General features: G+C 46.2%; 12 protein-coding genes. 11 read left to right on the top strand and 1 reads right to left on the bottom strand.

What is annotated here, in order from left to right:
* The first annotated feature begins 360 nt into the window (after positions 1-360).
* A complete protein-coding gene (locus AC58PQ_RS11815) occupies positions 361-1938 on the top strand; it encodes a 2-isopropylmalate synthase (protein ID WP_497242129.1) in 1578 nt (525 codons plus the stop codon).
* 519 nt (positions 1939-2457) lie between these two features.
* Here the strand turns inward: AC58PQ_RS11815 and abc-f are convergent.
* On the bottom strand, positions 2458-4425 hold the full coding sequence (abc-f, locus tag AC58PQ_RS11810) for a ribosomal protection-like ABC-F family protein (protein ID WP_497242128.1): 1968 nt from the start codon (positions 4423-4425) through the stop codon (positions 2458-2460).
* 282 nt (positions 4426-4707) lie between these two features.
* Here abc-f and AC58PQ_RS11805 point away from each other — a divergent pair, with 282 nt between their 5' ends.
* From AC58PQ_RS11805 to AC58PQ_RS11760, 10 genes are all read left to right on the top strand, one after another.
* Positions 4708-5340 carry a 5-formyltetrahydrofolate cyclo-ligase gene (locus AC58PQ_RS11805; protein WP_497242127.1) on the top strand — a complete coding sequence of 211 codons (633 nt, stop codon included), beginning with the start codon at positions 4708-4710 and terminating at the stop codon, positions 5338-5340.
* A gap of 16 nt (positions 5341-5356) precedes the next feature.
* Positions 5357-5851, top strand: a complete 495-nt coding sequence (gene moaC / locus AC58PQ_RS11800) for a cyclic pyranopterin monophosphate synthase MoaC (protein WP_497242126.1) — start codon at positions 5357-5359, stop codon at positions 5849-5851.
* Between the two features lie 86 nt (positions 5852-5937).
* On the top strand, positions 5938-6429 hold the full coding sequence (locus tag AC58PQ_RS11795) for a MogA/MoaB family molybdenum cofactor biosynthesis protein (RefSeq protein ID WP_477587845.1): 492 nt from the start codon (positions 5938-5940) through the stop codon (positions 6427-6429).
* A gap of 42 nt (positions 6430-6471) precedes the next feature.
* Positions 6472-7485 (top strand): molybdopterin-binding protein, encoded by a 1014-nt coding sequence (locus AC58PQ_RS11790; protein ID WP_497242204.1) that lies wholly within the window; start codon positions 6472-6474, stop codon positions 7483-7485.
* 112 nt (positions 7486-7597) lie between these two features.
* Positions 7598-8143 (top strand): twin-arginine translocase TatA/TatE family subunit, encoded by a 546-nt coding sequence (locus AC58PQ_RS11785; protein WP_497242125.1) that lies wholly within the window; start codon positions 7598-7600, stop codon positions 8141-8143.
* Positions 8144-8234: 91 nt separating this feature from the next.
* Positions 8235-8975, top strand: coding sequence for a twin-arginine translocase subunit TatC (gene tatC / locus AC58PQ_RS11780; RefSeq protein WP_497242203.1), 741 nt, complete (start codon positions 8235-8237; stop codon positions 8973-8975).
* A gap of 241 nt (positions 8976-9216) precedes the next feature.
* The gene (groES, locus tag AC58PQ_RS11775; RefSeq protein ID WP_497242124.1) at positions 9217-9498 is read left to right on the top strand and encodes a co-chaperone GroES; all 282 of its coding nucleotides are present in this window, start codon (positions 9217-9219) and stop codon (positions 9496-9498) included.
* A 75-nt stretch (positions 9499-9573) separates the two neighbouring features.
* Positions 9574-11202, top strand: a complete 1629-nt coding sequence (gene groL / locus AC58PQ_RS11770) for a chaperonin GroEL (protein ID WP_497242123.1) — start codon at positions 9574-9576, stop codon at positions 11200-11202.
* 339 nt (positions 11203-11541) lie between these two features.
* Positions 11542-12159, top strand: coding sequence for an InlB B-repeat-containing protein (locus AC58PQ_RS11765; protein WP_497242122.1), 618 nt, complete (start codon positions 11542-11544; stop codon positions 12157-12159).
* 98 nt (positions 12160-12257) lie between these two features.
* Positions 12258-16655, top strand: a complete 4398-nt coding sequence (locus AC58PQ_RS11760) for an InlB B-repeat-containing protein (RefSeq protein ID WP_497242121.1) — start codon at positions 12258-12260, stop codon at positions 16653-16655.
* The last annotated feature ends 98 nt before the right edge of the window (positions 16656-16753 follow it).

Raw genomic sequence — 16753 nt, 5'->3', positions numbered from 1 at the left:
GATGACGGGTCTTTTTGTCGTTTGTGGAAAGTGCGCTGCAGCCACAATTCACATCTGATGAAACACTCCGCATCCCACCAATCGCACGCCGAAGTGATGAAAACCATCACTACAGCAGCACAATCATCAGAATCACACGCTGAAGTGATGATTTTCACGCTTACAGCGACGAAAACTCGCCGAACACGCCAAATTCACACGCTGTAGTGATGAAAACCATCACTAGAGCAGCATAATCATCAGAATCCCATGCTGTAGTGATGAATTTCACGCTTACATTAGGCGGAACCCGCCGACGTCAGGCGATACGCCCTAAAATTTCACCGCCCCATACGGGCATACCTGGAGGAGGAATTAACCATGGAAAACAACACAAATACCAATCGACGCATTTGCATTTTTGATACGACACTACGAGATGGCGAACAGGCACCGGGTGCATCCCTGTACCCAGAAGAGAAAATCCGCATCGCGAGACAGCTTGCTCTGATGGGGATCGACACCATTGAGCCGGGCTTCCCGATCTCAAGTCCTGGCGATTTCCAAGCGGTCCAGCAAATTTCACGCGAACTGCAAGGCATTGAGATCTGCGGCTTCGCCCGTGCGGTCAAAGCGGATATCGACGCAGCGGTCAAAGCGACACAAGACGCAGCTTCGCGACGCATTCACATGTTCCTGTCCTCGTCGGACATCCACCTAGATTTCCAGCTGCGCAAATCGCGCCAGCAGGTTGTGGAAATGGCTCGCGCTATGGTCGGATATGCGAAGCAATTCGTGGACCGGATCGAGTTTTCACCGATGGATGCGACACGTACCGGAGATGAGTTCCTTTTCGAAGTGCTGGAAGCTGTCATTGCCGAAGGTGCCACCATTCTTAACATCCCCGACACAGTGGGCTATGCGCTTCCTGAGGAATACGGCGCGATGTTCCGCAGAGTGCGTCATAGTGTGAGAGGCGGCGATACCGTGGAATATAGCGCACACTGCCATAATGATCTAGGGCTAGCCGTTGCCAACAGCCTTGCGGCTATTGCAGCAGGAGTCACGCATGTAGAAGTAACTGTGAACGGAGTCGGTGAGCGTGCAGGGAATTGTTCACTGGAAGAGCTCGTTATGGCGATTGAGACGCGTAAGCATTCGATGGGCGTGGAAACGGGCATCGTCACGAGTGAGATTTTTAACACCTCCAAAATGGTCAGCCGCATCATGGGCTTCCCGATTGCGTACAACAAGCCGATTGTTGGCCGTAATGCCTTCCAGCACGAAGCGGGCATCCATCAGGACGGACTGCTGAAAAACCGCAATACGTACGAGATTATGGATCCAGAGAAGCTAGGCATCCCGCGCTCTATGATTATCCTTGGCAAGCACTCTGGCCGTCACGCACTGAAGCATCGTGTAGGGCAGTTTGGCATCGAGCTTACTGGAGAAGAACTAGATACACTATACACACGTTTCAAAGAAAAGGCTGACGAGCAAAAGATGGTCACAGACGACCAACTGATGGAGCTTGTAGGCAGCACAGTTGATGGGCAAATGGAGCCCTTCACGCTAGCGCATATGCAGGTCATTTCGAGCAGTGATCGCAATCGCGTCGCTTCCGTCTCGGTAAGAAATAATCAAACAGGCACGGAGAGTATCTACTCTGGTACTGGTGAAGGCCCGATCGAAGCCATCGTTCACTGTCTGCAGCAAGCCATCCCGATGGATGTTGTGTTCTCTGATCTCGAGCTTCACTCACTATCCACAGGAGAAAAAGCAACCGGTGAAGCTGAGGTTACAATCTCAGTAAACGGCCAAACCTACAAGAATACAGGGATCGACCAAGATGTCCTTGTCGCGGTAGCCAAAGCGTTCATATCGGCTTGCAACCAAGCCATTCGAATGCAAAATAGTGTCACGTCCGGAGAACCTTCGAAGGTGATAACAGCTTCGTAATCAACTCGTTTTCGCCCCAACACTTAAATTGTAAGAAAACTTAGATATATACACAGCTTGTGAGCAAAGTTATACACATGCCCTGTGTACAATGTGTATAACTCAAAGAAAACCCGAAATATCAACCTTTTTAAAGGAGGGTTGGGAGGGATAACTTTTTCACAAAAAAATGTGGGTAATGTGGATAACTTTGTGGAAAAATAAGAAAAAGGCTGATAGGGGGCGTAAATTGCCCCCATTTTTCTGTGGATAACAGTGTGTACAACTAAAATGGGCGAAAATGCGATCAGGTGAAATTATCGGAACAATTCGTCATTATTTTTCTGTGTATAAGAAGACCCTGGCATAGAGAAAGGTAGGCGCTAAAAGGTGCGGTGAATGAAATTCGCTATGAAATTTACCGCCTCTGTGGGTAACTTTGAACATTTTGTGAACTTGTCCACAGGACAACCGCCAGAAAAAAAGACGAACAACAAAAAAGTCCACGTCAACCGACGTGAACTCCTTCTACAACCTTTTTCAAGCCAATAAAACTTCCCATTCCTCATAACAAGCCGCAAGTGAACTCTTACGCTTATCAACCTCTGCCGTTTTCTCCTGAACAAGCACATAATCGTTATACACAGCTGGATCAGCAAGCTCAGCCTCAAGAGCGGTAACTTCCTCTTCAAGACGAGCGATATCGAGCTCTAGCTGCTCCAGCTTCCGTTGACGACTGCGTTCCTCGCGTTTAGCCAGCTTGTCCGCTTCGTAACTTCCACCGCTAGCAGGTTCGGCTTTCCCAGCAGCTACAACTGGTGACCCTGATGATGAACCGCCAGTTGCTTTCTTTTCAGCCTCTTTCGCCAAACGCTTCGTTTCCATTTCAGCAAGCTCCGCTTTTTTCTCCACATAATCGTCGTAGTTACCCAGATAGCTGGTTAGGCCATCCTTTTGCAGATCAAGCATGCTCTCCGCCATTTTATTGAGGAAATAACGGTCATGAGAGATAAAGAGTAGCGTACCCTCGTAGTCCATCAAAGCAGACTCAAGCACTTCTTTACTATATAAATCGAGATGATTGGTAGGCTCATCGAGAATCAATACGTTGGCTTTCTGCAGCATGAGCTTCGCTAGGGAAACACGGGCTTTTTCTCCACCGCTCAAAGCAGCAATCTTCTTAAACACATCCTCGCCGCTGAAAAGAAAGCTGCCAAGCACGGTACGAATACGCGCTTCTTCTAGATGAGGATACGTGTTCCACACTTCTTCCAACACGTTGTTGGACGGATTTAAACCTTTCTGCTCTTGATCGTAATAACCGATCGTGACGCCAGCACCCCATTTGAACGTACCTGCATCTTGCTTATGCAGCCCGATCAAGGTCTTGAGCAGGGTAGATTTCCCTACGCCGTTAGGCCCGATAAGCGCAGCGGTTTCGGAACGACGAAGTTGGAACGAGACACCGTCGAGAAGGCGCTTTTTGCCATCATACGAAAGGGCTAGTCGGTCTACTTGCAAGACTTCTTTTCCCGAAGTTTGCTCGATTTCAAAGGAGAAGGAAGCACGTTTCAAATCGCCCATCGGCTTATCTAGACGGTCCATTTTCTCCAATTGCTTACGGCGGGACTGCGCTCTCTTGGTCGTCGAAGCACGAACAATGTTACGCTGCACGAAATCTTCCAGCTTAGAGATTTCCTCCTGCTGCTTTTCAAACTGTTTCATTTCAATTTCATAGTTCGCTTCTTTAATCTCGATAAAACGGGAATAATTGCCCGTATACCGTTTGGACGCATGGCGTTCAATCTCATAAATGGACGTCACCAGTGCGTCAAGGAAATAGCGGTCATGTGAAACGACAAGAATAGCGCCTGGGTAGCCGCGTAAATAGCCTTCGAGCCACGTCAATGTGGCGATATCCAAGTGGTTGGTAGGCTCATCGAGCATGAGCAGATCAGGTTCCTCTAGCAGCATTTTAGCCAGAGCCAATCTGGTTTTCTGTCCTCCGCTGAGGGTGTTTACCAAGGTTTCTGGAGCGAACTGCCCGAAGCCCATTCCGTGCAAAATGCCGCGTATTTTGGCCTCGATTTCATAGCCGCCATGCTCACGAAACCATTCGGAGCGGAGCGCATACCGATTCATGGTGGACTCATACTTCTTCTCATCGGAGATGAGGTCAGGATCAGCCATCTGGGCTTCCAGCTCACGCAGCTCGCGTTCGGTTTCCAATAATGCATGGAACACGCTCAATAGCTCGTTCCATATGGATTTGTCGGTGTTAAGTCCGCTGTTTTGCTTTAAATAGCCGATTTTGGTTTCCTTCGCTTTGAATAGATCGCCAGTATCATATGACATCTCACCCGCAATGATTTGAAGCAGGGTAGACTTCCCGGCACCATTGACACCGACGAGCCCGATACGTTCCCGATTTTCAATCTGAAGCGTTATATTAGAGAGTACGGAGCGTACCCCGTAGCTTTTGGATATGTTAGAAACTTGTAATAGCATGTTGCTGCTACCTCCTGCGATTTAGATACATATTCATGTAAGAACCTTTTTAAGGTGACCCTAGGGAGCTATTTCAATCCCATCAAATCATTAGTATACACGAAGTGTGTGGGTAACGCCTGCTTAATTTAGGCATGGAGTGAGTAGGTATAGGTGAGAAATAGAGTGTCAAATGACCTGGAATAAAGCCGATTCGACAGGGTCTTAGGCACGAGTATAGTTTTTTAGCTTATTTATGTTAAAATGGGGGAAACCACTCCTCGCTAGGAAGGGCTGTAGCTTATGATGAACATCCGAGAGCGGAAAATAGAATTACGCAAGGAAATGGAAATACGACGTGCTTCGATTGTTGCAGAGACACGGGATGAGAAGCAGCAACTGATACACCAGAGAATGGTGAAGCTATGTTCAGATAAGTTGTTGGATCAGGGGCAAGTTCCGTCCAGTCCGCAGCCGACGTTGATGAGCTACATGCCTTTTCGTTCAGAGCCGGACGTTGCGCCATTAATGGAATGGTGCTGGCAGCAGGGAATTCGTGTGTTGATACCGAAGGTAGTGGCGGATACGAAAACGATGAACTTGCATATCATAAGCCGTTATGAAGATCTCGAAAGCGGGACCTATGGGATCAGAGAGCCGCGTAACGATATTCCGATTGAACATGATTTAGCTACGATTTCAATGATAGTTGTGCCAGGGCTGGCGTTTGATCTGGATTTCGGACGTTTGGGCTATGGCGGCGGTTTCTACGACCGCTTTATGCAATTGTTCGCTGCGCGTGGTCTGAACCGACCTTTTGCTGTTGCGGCTGCTTTTGATAAGCAATTGATTCCTGCTGTACCTTCCTCTTGGCATGATTTCCGAGTGGATGGCATCGTAACCGAAAGTAAGATGGTGTTCAAATCAGAAACCTAATATAGAGGTGATTGCCGTGCCCGATTCTTCACCATTGACGCATTTTAATGAACAGGGAAGAGCGCGAATGGTCGACATATCGGATAAAGATGAGACGAAGCGCATAGCCACTGCGCGTTCTACCTTATTAATGAAGCCAGAAACACTTGATTTAATCCTACAGGGTAAAATGAAAAAAGGCGACGTCCTCGCCGTGGCTCAAGTGGCTGGCATTATGGCCGCCAAGAAAACGTCAGACTGGATACCGATGTGCCATCCCATTGCCTTAACTGGGGTAGATATTCAGTTTTCGAATAACAGCATCAATGAACTATACATAGAAGCAACTGTACGAACAACGGGTCCTACTGGGGTAGAAATGGAAGCATTAACAGCTGTTTCCGCCGCGGCATTGACCGTGTACGACATGTGCAAAGCTGTAGAGAAGGACATGATCATTAACTCGACGCTGCTTGTTATGAAAACAGGCGGTAAAAACGGGGATTTTCACAGGCAAGAGAATAAAGCGTGATGTTACAAGTGAAATGCCAACAATAACAATCACGTAGGTTAGTGGGTTGATCTCATTCAGTGAACACAAGGGAGAGGTGACGAAGGATGCACTGGAAAGTTGCGATTTTGACAGCCAGTGACCGCGGTTACCGAGGAGAACGAGAAGACACTAGCGCTCAGGTAATCCGCGAGCTGATTGAAGAGGAAATTCAAGGTGTGATCGTCGAGTATCGGGTTGTACCGGACGAGATGGACGAAATTATGGCTTCCTTAATAGAAATGACTGATTATTATCAAGCTGATTTAATTTTAACAACAGGTGGGACCGGGCTGGCTCCACGGGATGTAACACCAGAAGCGACACTCAATGTGATTGATCGTGTAGCACCAGGCTTTGCTGAAGCGATGCGCATGATCTCGATGCAGAAAACGAAGAAAGCTATGCTTTCTAGAGCTGTTTCTGGTATTCGCGGACGTACGCTGATCATTAATTTGCCAGGAAGTCCGAAGGGTGTTCAAGAGAATTTGATGGCTATTATTGATCAACTTCCTCATGCGCTAGGTATTCTGACAGGCAAAGAAGGCGATCACGGGTGAGCAAAGTGAGGAACGCAAGCCAAGGCAAGAGGGTGACTCATGATGAGTAAAAACACTTCTATGCTGCGCGAGGTCAAAGTGGAAGATGCGATCGGCATGATTCTGCCGCATGATCTCACGCAGATTCTGCCAGGTGAGTTCAAAGGCCGTCTGTTCCGCAAAGGTCATCAAGTGACGGAAGTGGACATTCCTGCCCTGCTGAGCATCGGCAAGGAACATATCTATGTGATGGAGCTGCACCCCGGCTATCTCCATGAGGATGAGGCGGCTTTGCGCATGGCGAAGGCCATTGCGGGAGAGAACCTCAAGCTGACGGAGCCGCATGAGGGCAAAGTGAACGTGAAGTCGGAGATTCACGGCTTGGTGAAGATCGATAAGGCGTTCGTGGACAGTGTGAACGCCATCGATGAGGTCGTGTTGTCGACGATTCGCAGCAACACGGTCGTTCAGTCGGGCGCTTCGCTGGTCGGTACGCGGGTGATCCCGCTGATCGTCGACGAAGCGAAGGTTGAGGAGGTCGAGCGGTTGGCAGCGGCTCGACGTAAGGAGGGCTTCACCTTGCTCGAGGTGAAGCCGTTTCAGGCGCTGCGCGTCGGCGTGATTACGACGGGCAGCGAGGTCTTCAAGGGCCGAATTAAGGATAAATTCGGCCCGGTTGTGAAAGAGAAGGTCGCGCAGCTCGGCTCCGAGGTTGTCGACCAACGCTTCGCGCTCGATGATAGCGAAGCGATTGTGGGTGAGATCCACGCGCTAGCGGCGCTGGGCGTGGATCTGGTGTTGGTCACGGGCGGCATGTCCGTGGACCCGGATGATCGCACGCCGGGTGCGATCAAGGCGGCCGGCGCCCGCGTGGTCAGCTACGGCACGCCGATGCTGCCGGGCTCGATGCTGATGATCGCCTACTTGGGCGATCTACCAATCATGGGCTTGCCGGGTTGTGTGATGCACGACCCGTACACATCCTTTGATGTGCTGCTGCCGCGCATCTGCGCAGGCGAGGAGATCGTACGTAGTGACATCACGGAGATGGGCTACGGCGGATTTTATCAATGTTAATGATGACGATGACCTGGATCAAGCCTGTCATAGGATGTATCCAGTCATTTTCATGTTTTGAGAGATGTATTTGCTTGTATTCATAACGCAACACATATTGGAGATGAAGTCCATGTTTCAAAATATAGGATTCACTGAGCTCATATTGATCGCCGTCGTTGCCCTTGTCATCTTCGGACCGCAAAAGCTGCCAGAGATCGGCAGAATGCTTGGCAAGACACTTAGGGACTTCAAACAAGCCACGAATGAGCTGATGAATGATGAGCCGAAAGCACCTTTAGCATCAAACACACGCGTTGTACCCGACCCGGTTACACCGGTTGCGGTGGCCAGTGTGGTTGTACCAGATGACGATTCGATAGCCTCTCTTACGCCGACACAACAAGACTCGATGAGCGCGGAAGCCGAGGCTGAAATGACAAGCTCACCCGCAGTGAAGCCTGCTGTGGCTTTCGTAACCAACAAGTCTTCCGAGGTTGTTCAGGTTATCGGTACGCCTGTTGAAGCTGCAGAAGCAATCTCAGCTCCACTCGCACAATCAGCCTCACAAGCAGCAAGCGATGTGTTGTCCGCCGCTCCTGCGCAGGCCTCGGCTCCTACCCCGGCGCCATCCCAGCAGTCAGGCCACACAGGCAATTCCCGGAGGTTGCCGGATTAGTAGTCGTTGTTTTTGCAGATTAGCAAGTGGTACAGCCGTACAGGTTGTATCCACTAGATTAGGTAGGTGAAATAAGTTGGAAAATGAAGAAATGTCACTCATAGATCACCTTGGTGAGCTGCGTAAGCGGATTATGTGGATATTAGTTGTTCTGGTCATTGGCATGGTGGGTGGACTCGTTGCTGCGAAACCGGTCATTCGTTATCTGAAAAGTATCCCCCCAGCTGATGGCATAGGGTGGAACGTATTCTCGCCTTGGGATGCCCTGCGGTTGTATATGAATTTTGGTTTAGCTGTGGGTCTTCTCATCACATTGCCTGTAATTCTCTATCATATCTGGGCATTCGTTAAGCCAGGCCTGCGGGAAACGGAGCAAAAGGCTTCAATTATTTATATTCCTTATGCATTTTTACTATTTTTACTCGGACTTTCCTTCGGGTACTGGGTTGTTTTTCCGATGGCGTTTTACTTTACTTCGTCTATTAGTAAGAGCCTTGAGATAACGGAGATGTATGGTGCTGCGCAATATTTTACTTTTATGTTTAACATCATTCTTCCGTTGGCCTGTGTTTTTGAGATGCCCATCGTGGTGATGTTTCTCACGAAGATTAAGCTGCTGAACCCGAAGCGCCTGCATAAGTTTAGAAGGTATGCTTACATGCTGATGGTGATTCTGGCGACCGTTATTACGCCGCCGGATGCGATTTCTGCCATTTTAGTTTCAGTTCCGCTTATTATTTTGTATGAATTCAGTGTCTTTATGTCCGGCTTTATTTATCGCAAACAGCTTGCGAGTGATGCCGCTTGGGAACGGGAGTTTGGTCCTAAATGAGGAAATGAGTGAACATAGTCTGCCTTCGAGGTAGGCTATTTTTTTTCATTTTTTAAGGGAATATTTGGTTATCATTTGGGTAGAATGAGGGGGGTGTCCTAAAGAATGAAAAATGTGTAAAAGGACTTGCAAATTACTCCCAGAATGAGTATCATAAGAGGTGTTGTTAGCACTAAACACATTCGAGTGCTAATAAATGAAATTTAACTAAGACCAATTTTCTAAAGGAGGCTATTTTTCCATGATCAGACCGTTAGGTGATCGAGTAATCATTGAAGCCGTTGCGAAAGAGGAGACTACAGCAAGTGGCATCGTGCTGCCAGATACAGCTAAAGAAAAACCACAAGAAGGTAAAGTTGTAGCCGTAGGCGCAGGCGCGTTGAAAGATGGCGTACGTGTTCCGCTTGAAGTAAGCGAAGGCGACCGCATCATTTTCTCCAAATACGCTGGAACTGAAGTGAAGTTCGAAGGCCGCGAACTGTTGATCTTGCGCGAAAGCGACATTCTCGCTGTATTAGCCTAAGTTAGAGCAGCATATAGATCGGCTAGACGTACTTAACAATTTATCTAGGTTTTTAATTAGAGGAGGTTTCCTATCGTGGCAAAAGAAATTAAGTTCAGTGAAGACGCACGCCGCGCGATGCTTCGCGGGGTAGATGCTTTGGCGAATGCCGTTAAAGTAACACTAGGTCCAAAAGGCCGTAACGTGGTTCTTGAGAAAAAATTTGGTAGCCCGTTGATCACAAATGATGGTGTTACGATCGCGAAAGAAATCGAGCTTGAAGATGCTTTCGAAAACATGGGAGCTCAACTTGTTAAAGAAGTTGCTACTAAAACTAACGATGTTGCCGGTGACGGTACAACAACTGCAACGGTTCTAGCGCAAGCGATGATCCGCGAAGGTCTGAAAAACGTTACTGCAGGCGCTAACCCAATGGTTATCCGCAAAGGTATCGAGAAAGCTGTTAAAGCGGCTGTAGAAGAGCTTCAAAAAATTGCTAAGCCTATCGAAGGCAAACAATCCATCGCACAAGTTGCAGCAATCTCTGCAGCTGATGAAGAAGTAGGCGAGTTGATCGCTGAAGCTATGGAAAAAGTAGGTAAAGACGGTGTTATCACAGTTGAAGAATCCAAAGGCTTCTTGACGGAGCTTGAGGTTGTAGAAGGTATGCAATTCGACCGTGGGTACACATCCCCATACATGATCACAGATACGGATAAAATGGAAGCAGTTCTGGACAACCCGTACATCTTGATCACAGATAAAAAAATCTCGAACATCCAAGAGATCTTGCCTGTTCTTGAAAAAGTGGTTCAATCCGGTAAACAACTTCTAATCATTGCTGAAGATGTTGAAGGCGAAGCACAAGCAACGCTTGTTGTGAACAGACTTCGTGGCACATTCACTTGCGTAGCTGTTAAAGCTCCTGGTTTCGGTGACCGTCGTAAAGCTATGCTTGGTGACATCGCCGCTCTAACAGGTGGTCAAGTGATTACAGAAGAGCTTGGATTGGATCTGAAATCCACAACTCCTGATCAATTGGGTAGCGCTCGTCAAATCCGTGTTACCAAAGAAAACACAATCATCGTTGATGGTGCTGGTAACCCGCAAGATATCAAAGCGCGTGTTACACAAATTCGTTCCCAATTGGAAGAAACAACTTCCGAGTTCGATAAAGAAAAACTGCAAGAGCGTTTGGCTAAACTTTCTGGCGGCGTAGCTGTTATCAAAGTTGGCGCAGCGACTGAAACTGAATTGAAAGAGCGCAAACTTCGCATCGAAGATGCTTTGAACGCGACTCGTGCAGCAGTTGAAGAAGGTATCGTTTCTGGTGGTGGTACTGCCCTAGTTAACGTATACAACGCAGTAGCGAAAGTAGTAGCAACAGGTGACGAGCAAACGGGTGTTAACATCATCCTTCGTTCCCTTGAAGAGCCTGTTCGCACAATCGCAGCTAACGCTGGTCAAGAAGGCTCCGTTATCGTTGAGCGCTTGAAAAACGAAAAAGTAGGCATCGGTTATAACGCAGCTACAGGACAATGGGTAAACATGTTCGAAGCTGGTATCGTTGACCCTGCGAAAGTAACACGTTCCGCACTTCAAAACGCAGCATCTGTTGCAGCTATGTTCTTGACGACAGAAGCGGTTATCGCTGATAAACCAGAAGCAAGCAAACCAGGTATGCCTGATATGGGCGGCATGGGTGGCATGGGCGGCATGATGTAAACTAGCCTGAAATCCCTTGCGTAGCAAGGAATCTCATGTTAGAAAACGTCATTTAAGCACATAGAATAATAAAGAGGCTTCTCATGAGTTCAATTGAACTCATGAGAAGCCTCTTTTTATTATGTATTGTGTAGATCGTCGAGCATTCATGGTAGTTCGTATTGTGTTAAAAGAAAAGAAATTGTTTCGCAACATTGCTAAAATTGTTTACTAATACTTTTATATTATTATCGTAAGGATAAGGATTCAAACTATCCTGAGCTAGTTGGATAATCAAATAATTTAATTATTTTAATAATTATCGATAAAATTCTATGAGATAAGAGGGAGGAAAAAGTCATGAAGAGCAAACGAACTAAAAAAATAGTAAATATGATGATAATCTTATTTGTTATTTTAGGTCAATTTGTAGGGATTACTAATTTTGCAATCCAGCAGGTATCTGCAAGTGCAGATGCCTACACGTTAACTTATGTAGCTGGAGAAGGCGGCAGTATAGATGGAACCGCAGTACAAACCGTTACTTACGGAAATTCTGGGACCACAGTAACAGCAGTACCCGACACGGGTTACCGTTTTGTAAGCTGGAGCGATGAATATCCAACTGCAACAAGAACTGACATTAATGTTGATGCAGATATAAGTGTAACCGCGACATTTGCAATCACCACAATTACAAATCAATACACGTTAACTTATGCAGCTGGAACAGGCGGTAGTATAGATGGAACTACAGTACAAACCATAACTTACGGAAATTCTGGAACAACAGTAACAGCCAAACCAGATCAAGGTTATCGTTTTGTAAGCTGGAGTGATGGAAAGACAACTGTAACAAGAACGGATACTAATGTTAATGAAGATGTAAGTGTAACCGCGACATTTTCTGATTTTACTCCTTCGCAAATTGTGAATGGTAATTTTACTGCTAACGTACTGCTAGCTCGTATGTTGTAGCTGATAAACCAAATAAACCAAACGCAGCTTTCGGATGGCGTACAGTACCTGATACAGATGTACTTACGGGGAATTATAACAATGATTATTCTATTGAAATGGGCAGAGCTAAATCCCCTTATGGTATGAACAATCTTCCTGCTATCGATCTGACGAAACTACCTGGTATGAATAATGGTACTGATGTGTGGGTTGCAGAAATTAACGCCTATCTGGGATCAGCATTATTTCAAAAAATCAAGACCACGCCAGGTGAGGTTATTCAATGGTCATTTTATCATGGCGGGAGATCTACTGGTAACCCTGGAATTCAAGAGATGAATGCAATCATCGGTTTCTCCGAAACGGTTGATGCCAATCCAACATATGCTAGTTTTAAAGATCTTGGAAATCAAGCGAATGGGAACACAATCACAAAAACGAATGATAGAGTAAATCAAAATCAGTGGCATCTTGTCAGTGGAACATATGTAGTTCCTAAAGGTCAGAACTATACGTATTTCATTTATCAAAGTGTTCGACCTAGTAATTCACTAGGGAACTTGATAGCAGACGTTCAGTTTAAAACATTAATGTCTCCAATAAAAGTCAATACTGAAGATAATGGAACGACAGCTACAGCTACAGGTTATTATACGGGTACTTCGAACGAGTTATTTTATGAATATAAAGATAAGAATGGAATCGTAGTTTCGAGTGGTAGCACGCTAATTACGCAAAACGGGACTGATTTCTCAGCAAAAATGGATATTCCAAGTAGAGATAAACAAAATCTGGGGACGCTGTTAACGTCTTTTGATAGCAGTTTTCCGGCTAATACAACATCGGTGAGTTCCTTTCCTTTTTTAGACCCACCAACGACAGGTGGTTGGAATGGGACTTCGGCAATATGGTATCCAGTGCCTAATGCGTCTGGCTATAGTGTTGTATTATTTAAGGATGGTGTTCCAGTTAAAAGCGTAGCATCGCTTCCAGCTTCATCTACTGGTTTTGATTTTCAAAATTTCACAAACACCTATGGTTCAGGAGTATTCACGTATCAAGTAACCACAGTGGGAGATGGAACAAATTACTTGACAGGTGATCCATCACAAATGAGCGGTCCATTTTCCACTCAGTTACCAGCTCCACAAATTGCTAAATGGGGAACAGGATCACTTGCTACAACTGCAATTTGGGATCAAGTTCCAAATGCTTCAAGTTATAAAGTTCAATTATATCGAGATGGTGTTGTAGTTGGTTCGCCAGTATCATCTTCAATTTCTAGTTTAGCATTCCCTGCGATAGCAGCTTATGGTGCTGGAAATTACACATTCACTGTAACTGCAGTCAGCGGCTCGATCAATTATTTAGTTAGTAATCCCTCGTTACCAAGTAGTAATACGTATACAATCTATAATTTAAAATATGCAACAGATGGAAATGGTACTATAACCGGAGGATCAGCGTCACAATTCGTAGCACTCGGAGCTTCTGGGGCAGCAGTTACAGCAACACCAAATACACACTACCATTTTTTAAATTGGAGTGATGGAATTACAACTGCAACAAGAACAGATACTAATGTGGTAGCGGATAAAAGGGTAACTGCGACATTTGCAATAAATCAATACACGTTGACATATACGACAGAAGGAAATGGTAGTATATCTGGTCCTGGATCTCCGACACAATTAGTAAATCGCGGAGCTTCTGGTACAGAAGTAACAGCAGTACCAAGCGAAGGCTACCATTTTGTAAGTTGGAGCGATGGAAATCCAAGTCCAACAAGAACAGACAGTAATGTTATTGCCAATAAAACGGTAACAGCGACATTTGCAATAAACGCATACACGTTAAATTATGTAGCCGGAGCAGATGGTAGTATATCTGGAAACCCGTCACAAACAGTTAATTACGGTGATTCTGGTGAAGAAGTTACGGCAGTACCAGACACAGGATACCATTTTGTAAGTTGGAGCGATGGTATTACAACAGCATCTAGAACAGACAGTCATGTAACTGCAAACGTAGAAGTAAGCGCGACATTTGCAATAAACCAATACACGTTGATGTATACGACAGATGGAAATGGTCGTATATCTGGATCATCGTCGCAAACAGTAAATCACGGTGATTCTGGGGCAGAAGTCACAGCAGTACCAAACACTGGATATCATTTTGTAAGCTGGAGTGATGGCAATACAAACGCAACAAGAACGGACATGAATGTTGGTTCAAATAAAATGGTTACTGCGACGTTTGCAATTGGCGATTTGCTATTTGTTCCGGGCAATAGGGTGCTTCAAGTTGGAGAAACGGAGTCTATGATCGTGAAAATGGTTTACTCGGATCAGAGCGTTCTCGATGTGCCAGCGACAGATCATGTCATGTACGTTTCATCAGACCCAACCGTAACCACGGTAGATTCGAATGGCGTTGTTACGGCTATTGGGAACGGAACCGTAACGATCACAGCAACTTACGGCGGCAAATCGGCTACTACGACATTTCTGGTGCAAAGCGGCATCCCCGATATCACACTGAGTCTTGAAGCATCTCCGGCTTCGGTTGTAGGTGACGGGAAGTCAACAATCACTTTGAAAGCAAGTGTAGTCAATACGAAAGATGGAAGTCCGGTAGCGGGTAAGCCGATTACGTTCCAAGGCATCGATAATTCAATGCAAACGGAAGTAACAGATTCGACTGGAATCGCAACGGTAACGTACACCGTACCCGTGATTACAGGGGTTAATCCTGAGCATTCTTCCATTTTAGCCTCAGCCACTGATTCGAGTGGACGGATGGCACAGAAAAGCATAACGGTTCATTATATGCCTTCCTCGGTTCAGGGTATTTTGATCGATAAAGTGACAAGCAAACCGATTGCAGGCGCGATCATTACGGTTTCGGCCGACTTTAACGAGGATGGAAACGTGGATTTCTCTCAAGAGACTACTTCCATGCAAGATGGTTCGTATCTGATTTATGTGCCGCGCGGTAATTGGACCTATACCCAGAATATCCAAACCGAACTACAAATCGGCGATCAAACTGTAAAGTTGAATACAACGCAAAATGCACAAGTAGGGGAAATAGACGGAACAGGTCAAACTTTTGTTGCTGCAAACAAAATTAGCGGTCAATTGTTTGTACTGAAATCCGCTTCCGACAACTCGAATTCCCAACCAACGATTGATAGTATGTTCGGAAGTAATAACGTACAAATTATGGTGAAAGGTAATGGCAAGGATCAACAAATTCCATATAATCCAGACGGCACTTTTGATGTGGAAGACGTGAAGCCAGGACAGTATACGCTTGTGTACCAGATCACAGCTCCTGATGGTACGGAATTAGCCAGTCCTTCGGTAACCATGAATGTGGATCAAAACGGGGAAATGAGCGTTGTCTACTCGCTGATCGACCCTTACGGCATCGTCACCGATGAGACAGGAAAGCCTATTAGCGGAGTTTCTATGAATCTGTATTGGGCGGATACTGACCTGAACAAGGCGAAAGGTCGTATACCGAATTCACTCGTAGACCTGCCGGTGTTACCTGACTTTCTGCCAAATCAAAACCATAATCCGCAGGTCACCAATTCTGCGGGAGAATATGGTTGGATGGTATTCCCGGAGGGTGACTACTATATCGTAGCGACGAAACCGGGGTATGAGTCCTTCAATACGCTAACTGCTCGACCACCCTATGTAACATTTGGTTCGGACAGCTATATGAAAGACGGAATCATTCACGTAGGGCAAACGATTGTAGAGTATAGTTTTTCCATGAAGCAACAGAAGGATGAGTCATCTTCTAATTCTGGCAGCGAGGGCTCAAGTGGCGGTGTTACTACAGGGCCTTCAGTGCCTGTAACAGGTAATGTTACTGCTGATCCGTTGGTTGGTAATCATGAAAAGTACATCTTTGGTTACCCCGACGGCACGTTTAAACCAGATAATGGCGTGACACGCCAGGAAATTGCAGCTATGTTGTTCCGACTCTATCACCTTGAAAAATCCGGATTAGTCGGTATAACCTATTCGGACATATCGATGGCGAACTGGGGAGCGGAAGAAATCGTCGCCGTGTCGAAAATAGGACTCCTGAGCGGTTATCCTGATGGAACATTTCGTCCGGAACAGCCAATTTCAAGGGCAGAAATGGCGACTCTAGTAGCTAGAATGAAGCATTTGCAAGGAAAAGGAACTGGAAAAGATGCTTTCTCTGATATTCCAGACAATTGGGCGCGCGATGCCATCAATGCAGCAGCTGAAGCAGGTTACTTGAATGGCTATCCGAACGGAAGTTTTCTCCCACAAGCTTTTATAACCCGAGCCGAAATCGTTACGCTAATGAATCGTCTGATGAATCGCGTTCCGATCGACGGGGGGAATACGCTTAAATGGCCGGATGTTGATCTGAGCTATTGGGCCTATAACGATGTGGAAGAAGCGTCTAGGGATAATGACTATCTCATTCTGAGTCCAATAAAGAAACCATACGGGCTATAACATGAAGACAATTAAATGGACTATCCTACCCGCCTGCTGAAAGGTGGGGAGGATAGTCCATTGTTTATTGCAATATAGAGGACGGTGTAGCGGTTTTT

It is taken from the genome of Paenibacillus sp. J22P143 (assembly GCF_059692035.1).
Note: the sequence above shows the minus strand (reverse complement) of the source record. Positions and strands in the feature narration are given on the sequence as shown.

Bases quoted from the DNA above. Each gene is read 5' to 3' on its own strand.
- AC58PQ_RS11815 (WP_497242129.1), top strand. From the start codon at position 361: ATGGAAAACAACACAAATACCAATCGACGCATTTGCATTTTTGATACG.
- abc-f (WP_497242128.1), bottom strand. From the start codon at position 4,425: ATGCTATTACAAGTTTCTAACATATCCAAAAGCTACGGGGTACGCTCC.
- AC58PQ_RS11805 (WP_497242127.1), top strand. From the start codon at position 4,708: ATGATGAACATCCGAGAGCGGAAAATAGAATTACGCAAGGAAATGGAA.
- AC58PQ_RS11795 (WP_477587845.1), top strand. From the start codon at position 5,938: ATGCACTGGAAAGTTGCGATTTTGACAGCCAGTGACCGCGGTTACCGA.
- AC58PQ_RS11790 (WP_497242204.1), top strand. From the start codon at position 6,472: ATGAGTAAAAACACTTCTATGCTGCGCGAGGTCAAAGTGGAAGATGCG.
- AC58PQ_RS11785 (WP_497242125.1), top strand. From the start codon at position 7,598: ATGTTTCAAAATATAGGATTCACTGAGCTCATATTGATCGCCGTCGTT.
- tatC (WP_497242203.1), top strand. From the start codon at position 8,235: ATGTCACTCATAGATCACCTTGGTGAGCTGCGTAAGCGGATTATGTGG.
- groES (WP_497242124.1), top strand. From the start codon at position 9,217: ATGATCAGACCGTTAGGTGATCGAGTAATCATTGAAGCCGTTGCGAAA.
- AC58PQ_RS11765 (WP_497242122.1), top strand. From the start codon at position 11,542: ATGAAGAGCAAACGAACTAAAAAAATAGTAAATATGATGATAATCTTA.
- AC58PQ_RS11760 (WP_497242121.1), top strand. From the start codon at position 12,258: ATGGGCAGAGCTAAATCCCCTTATGGTATGAACAATCTTCCTGCTATC.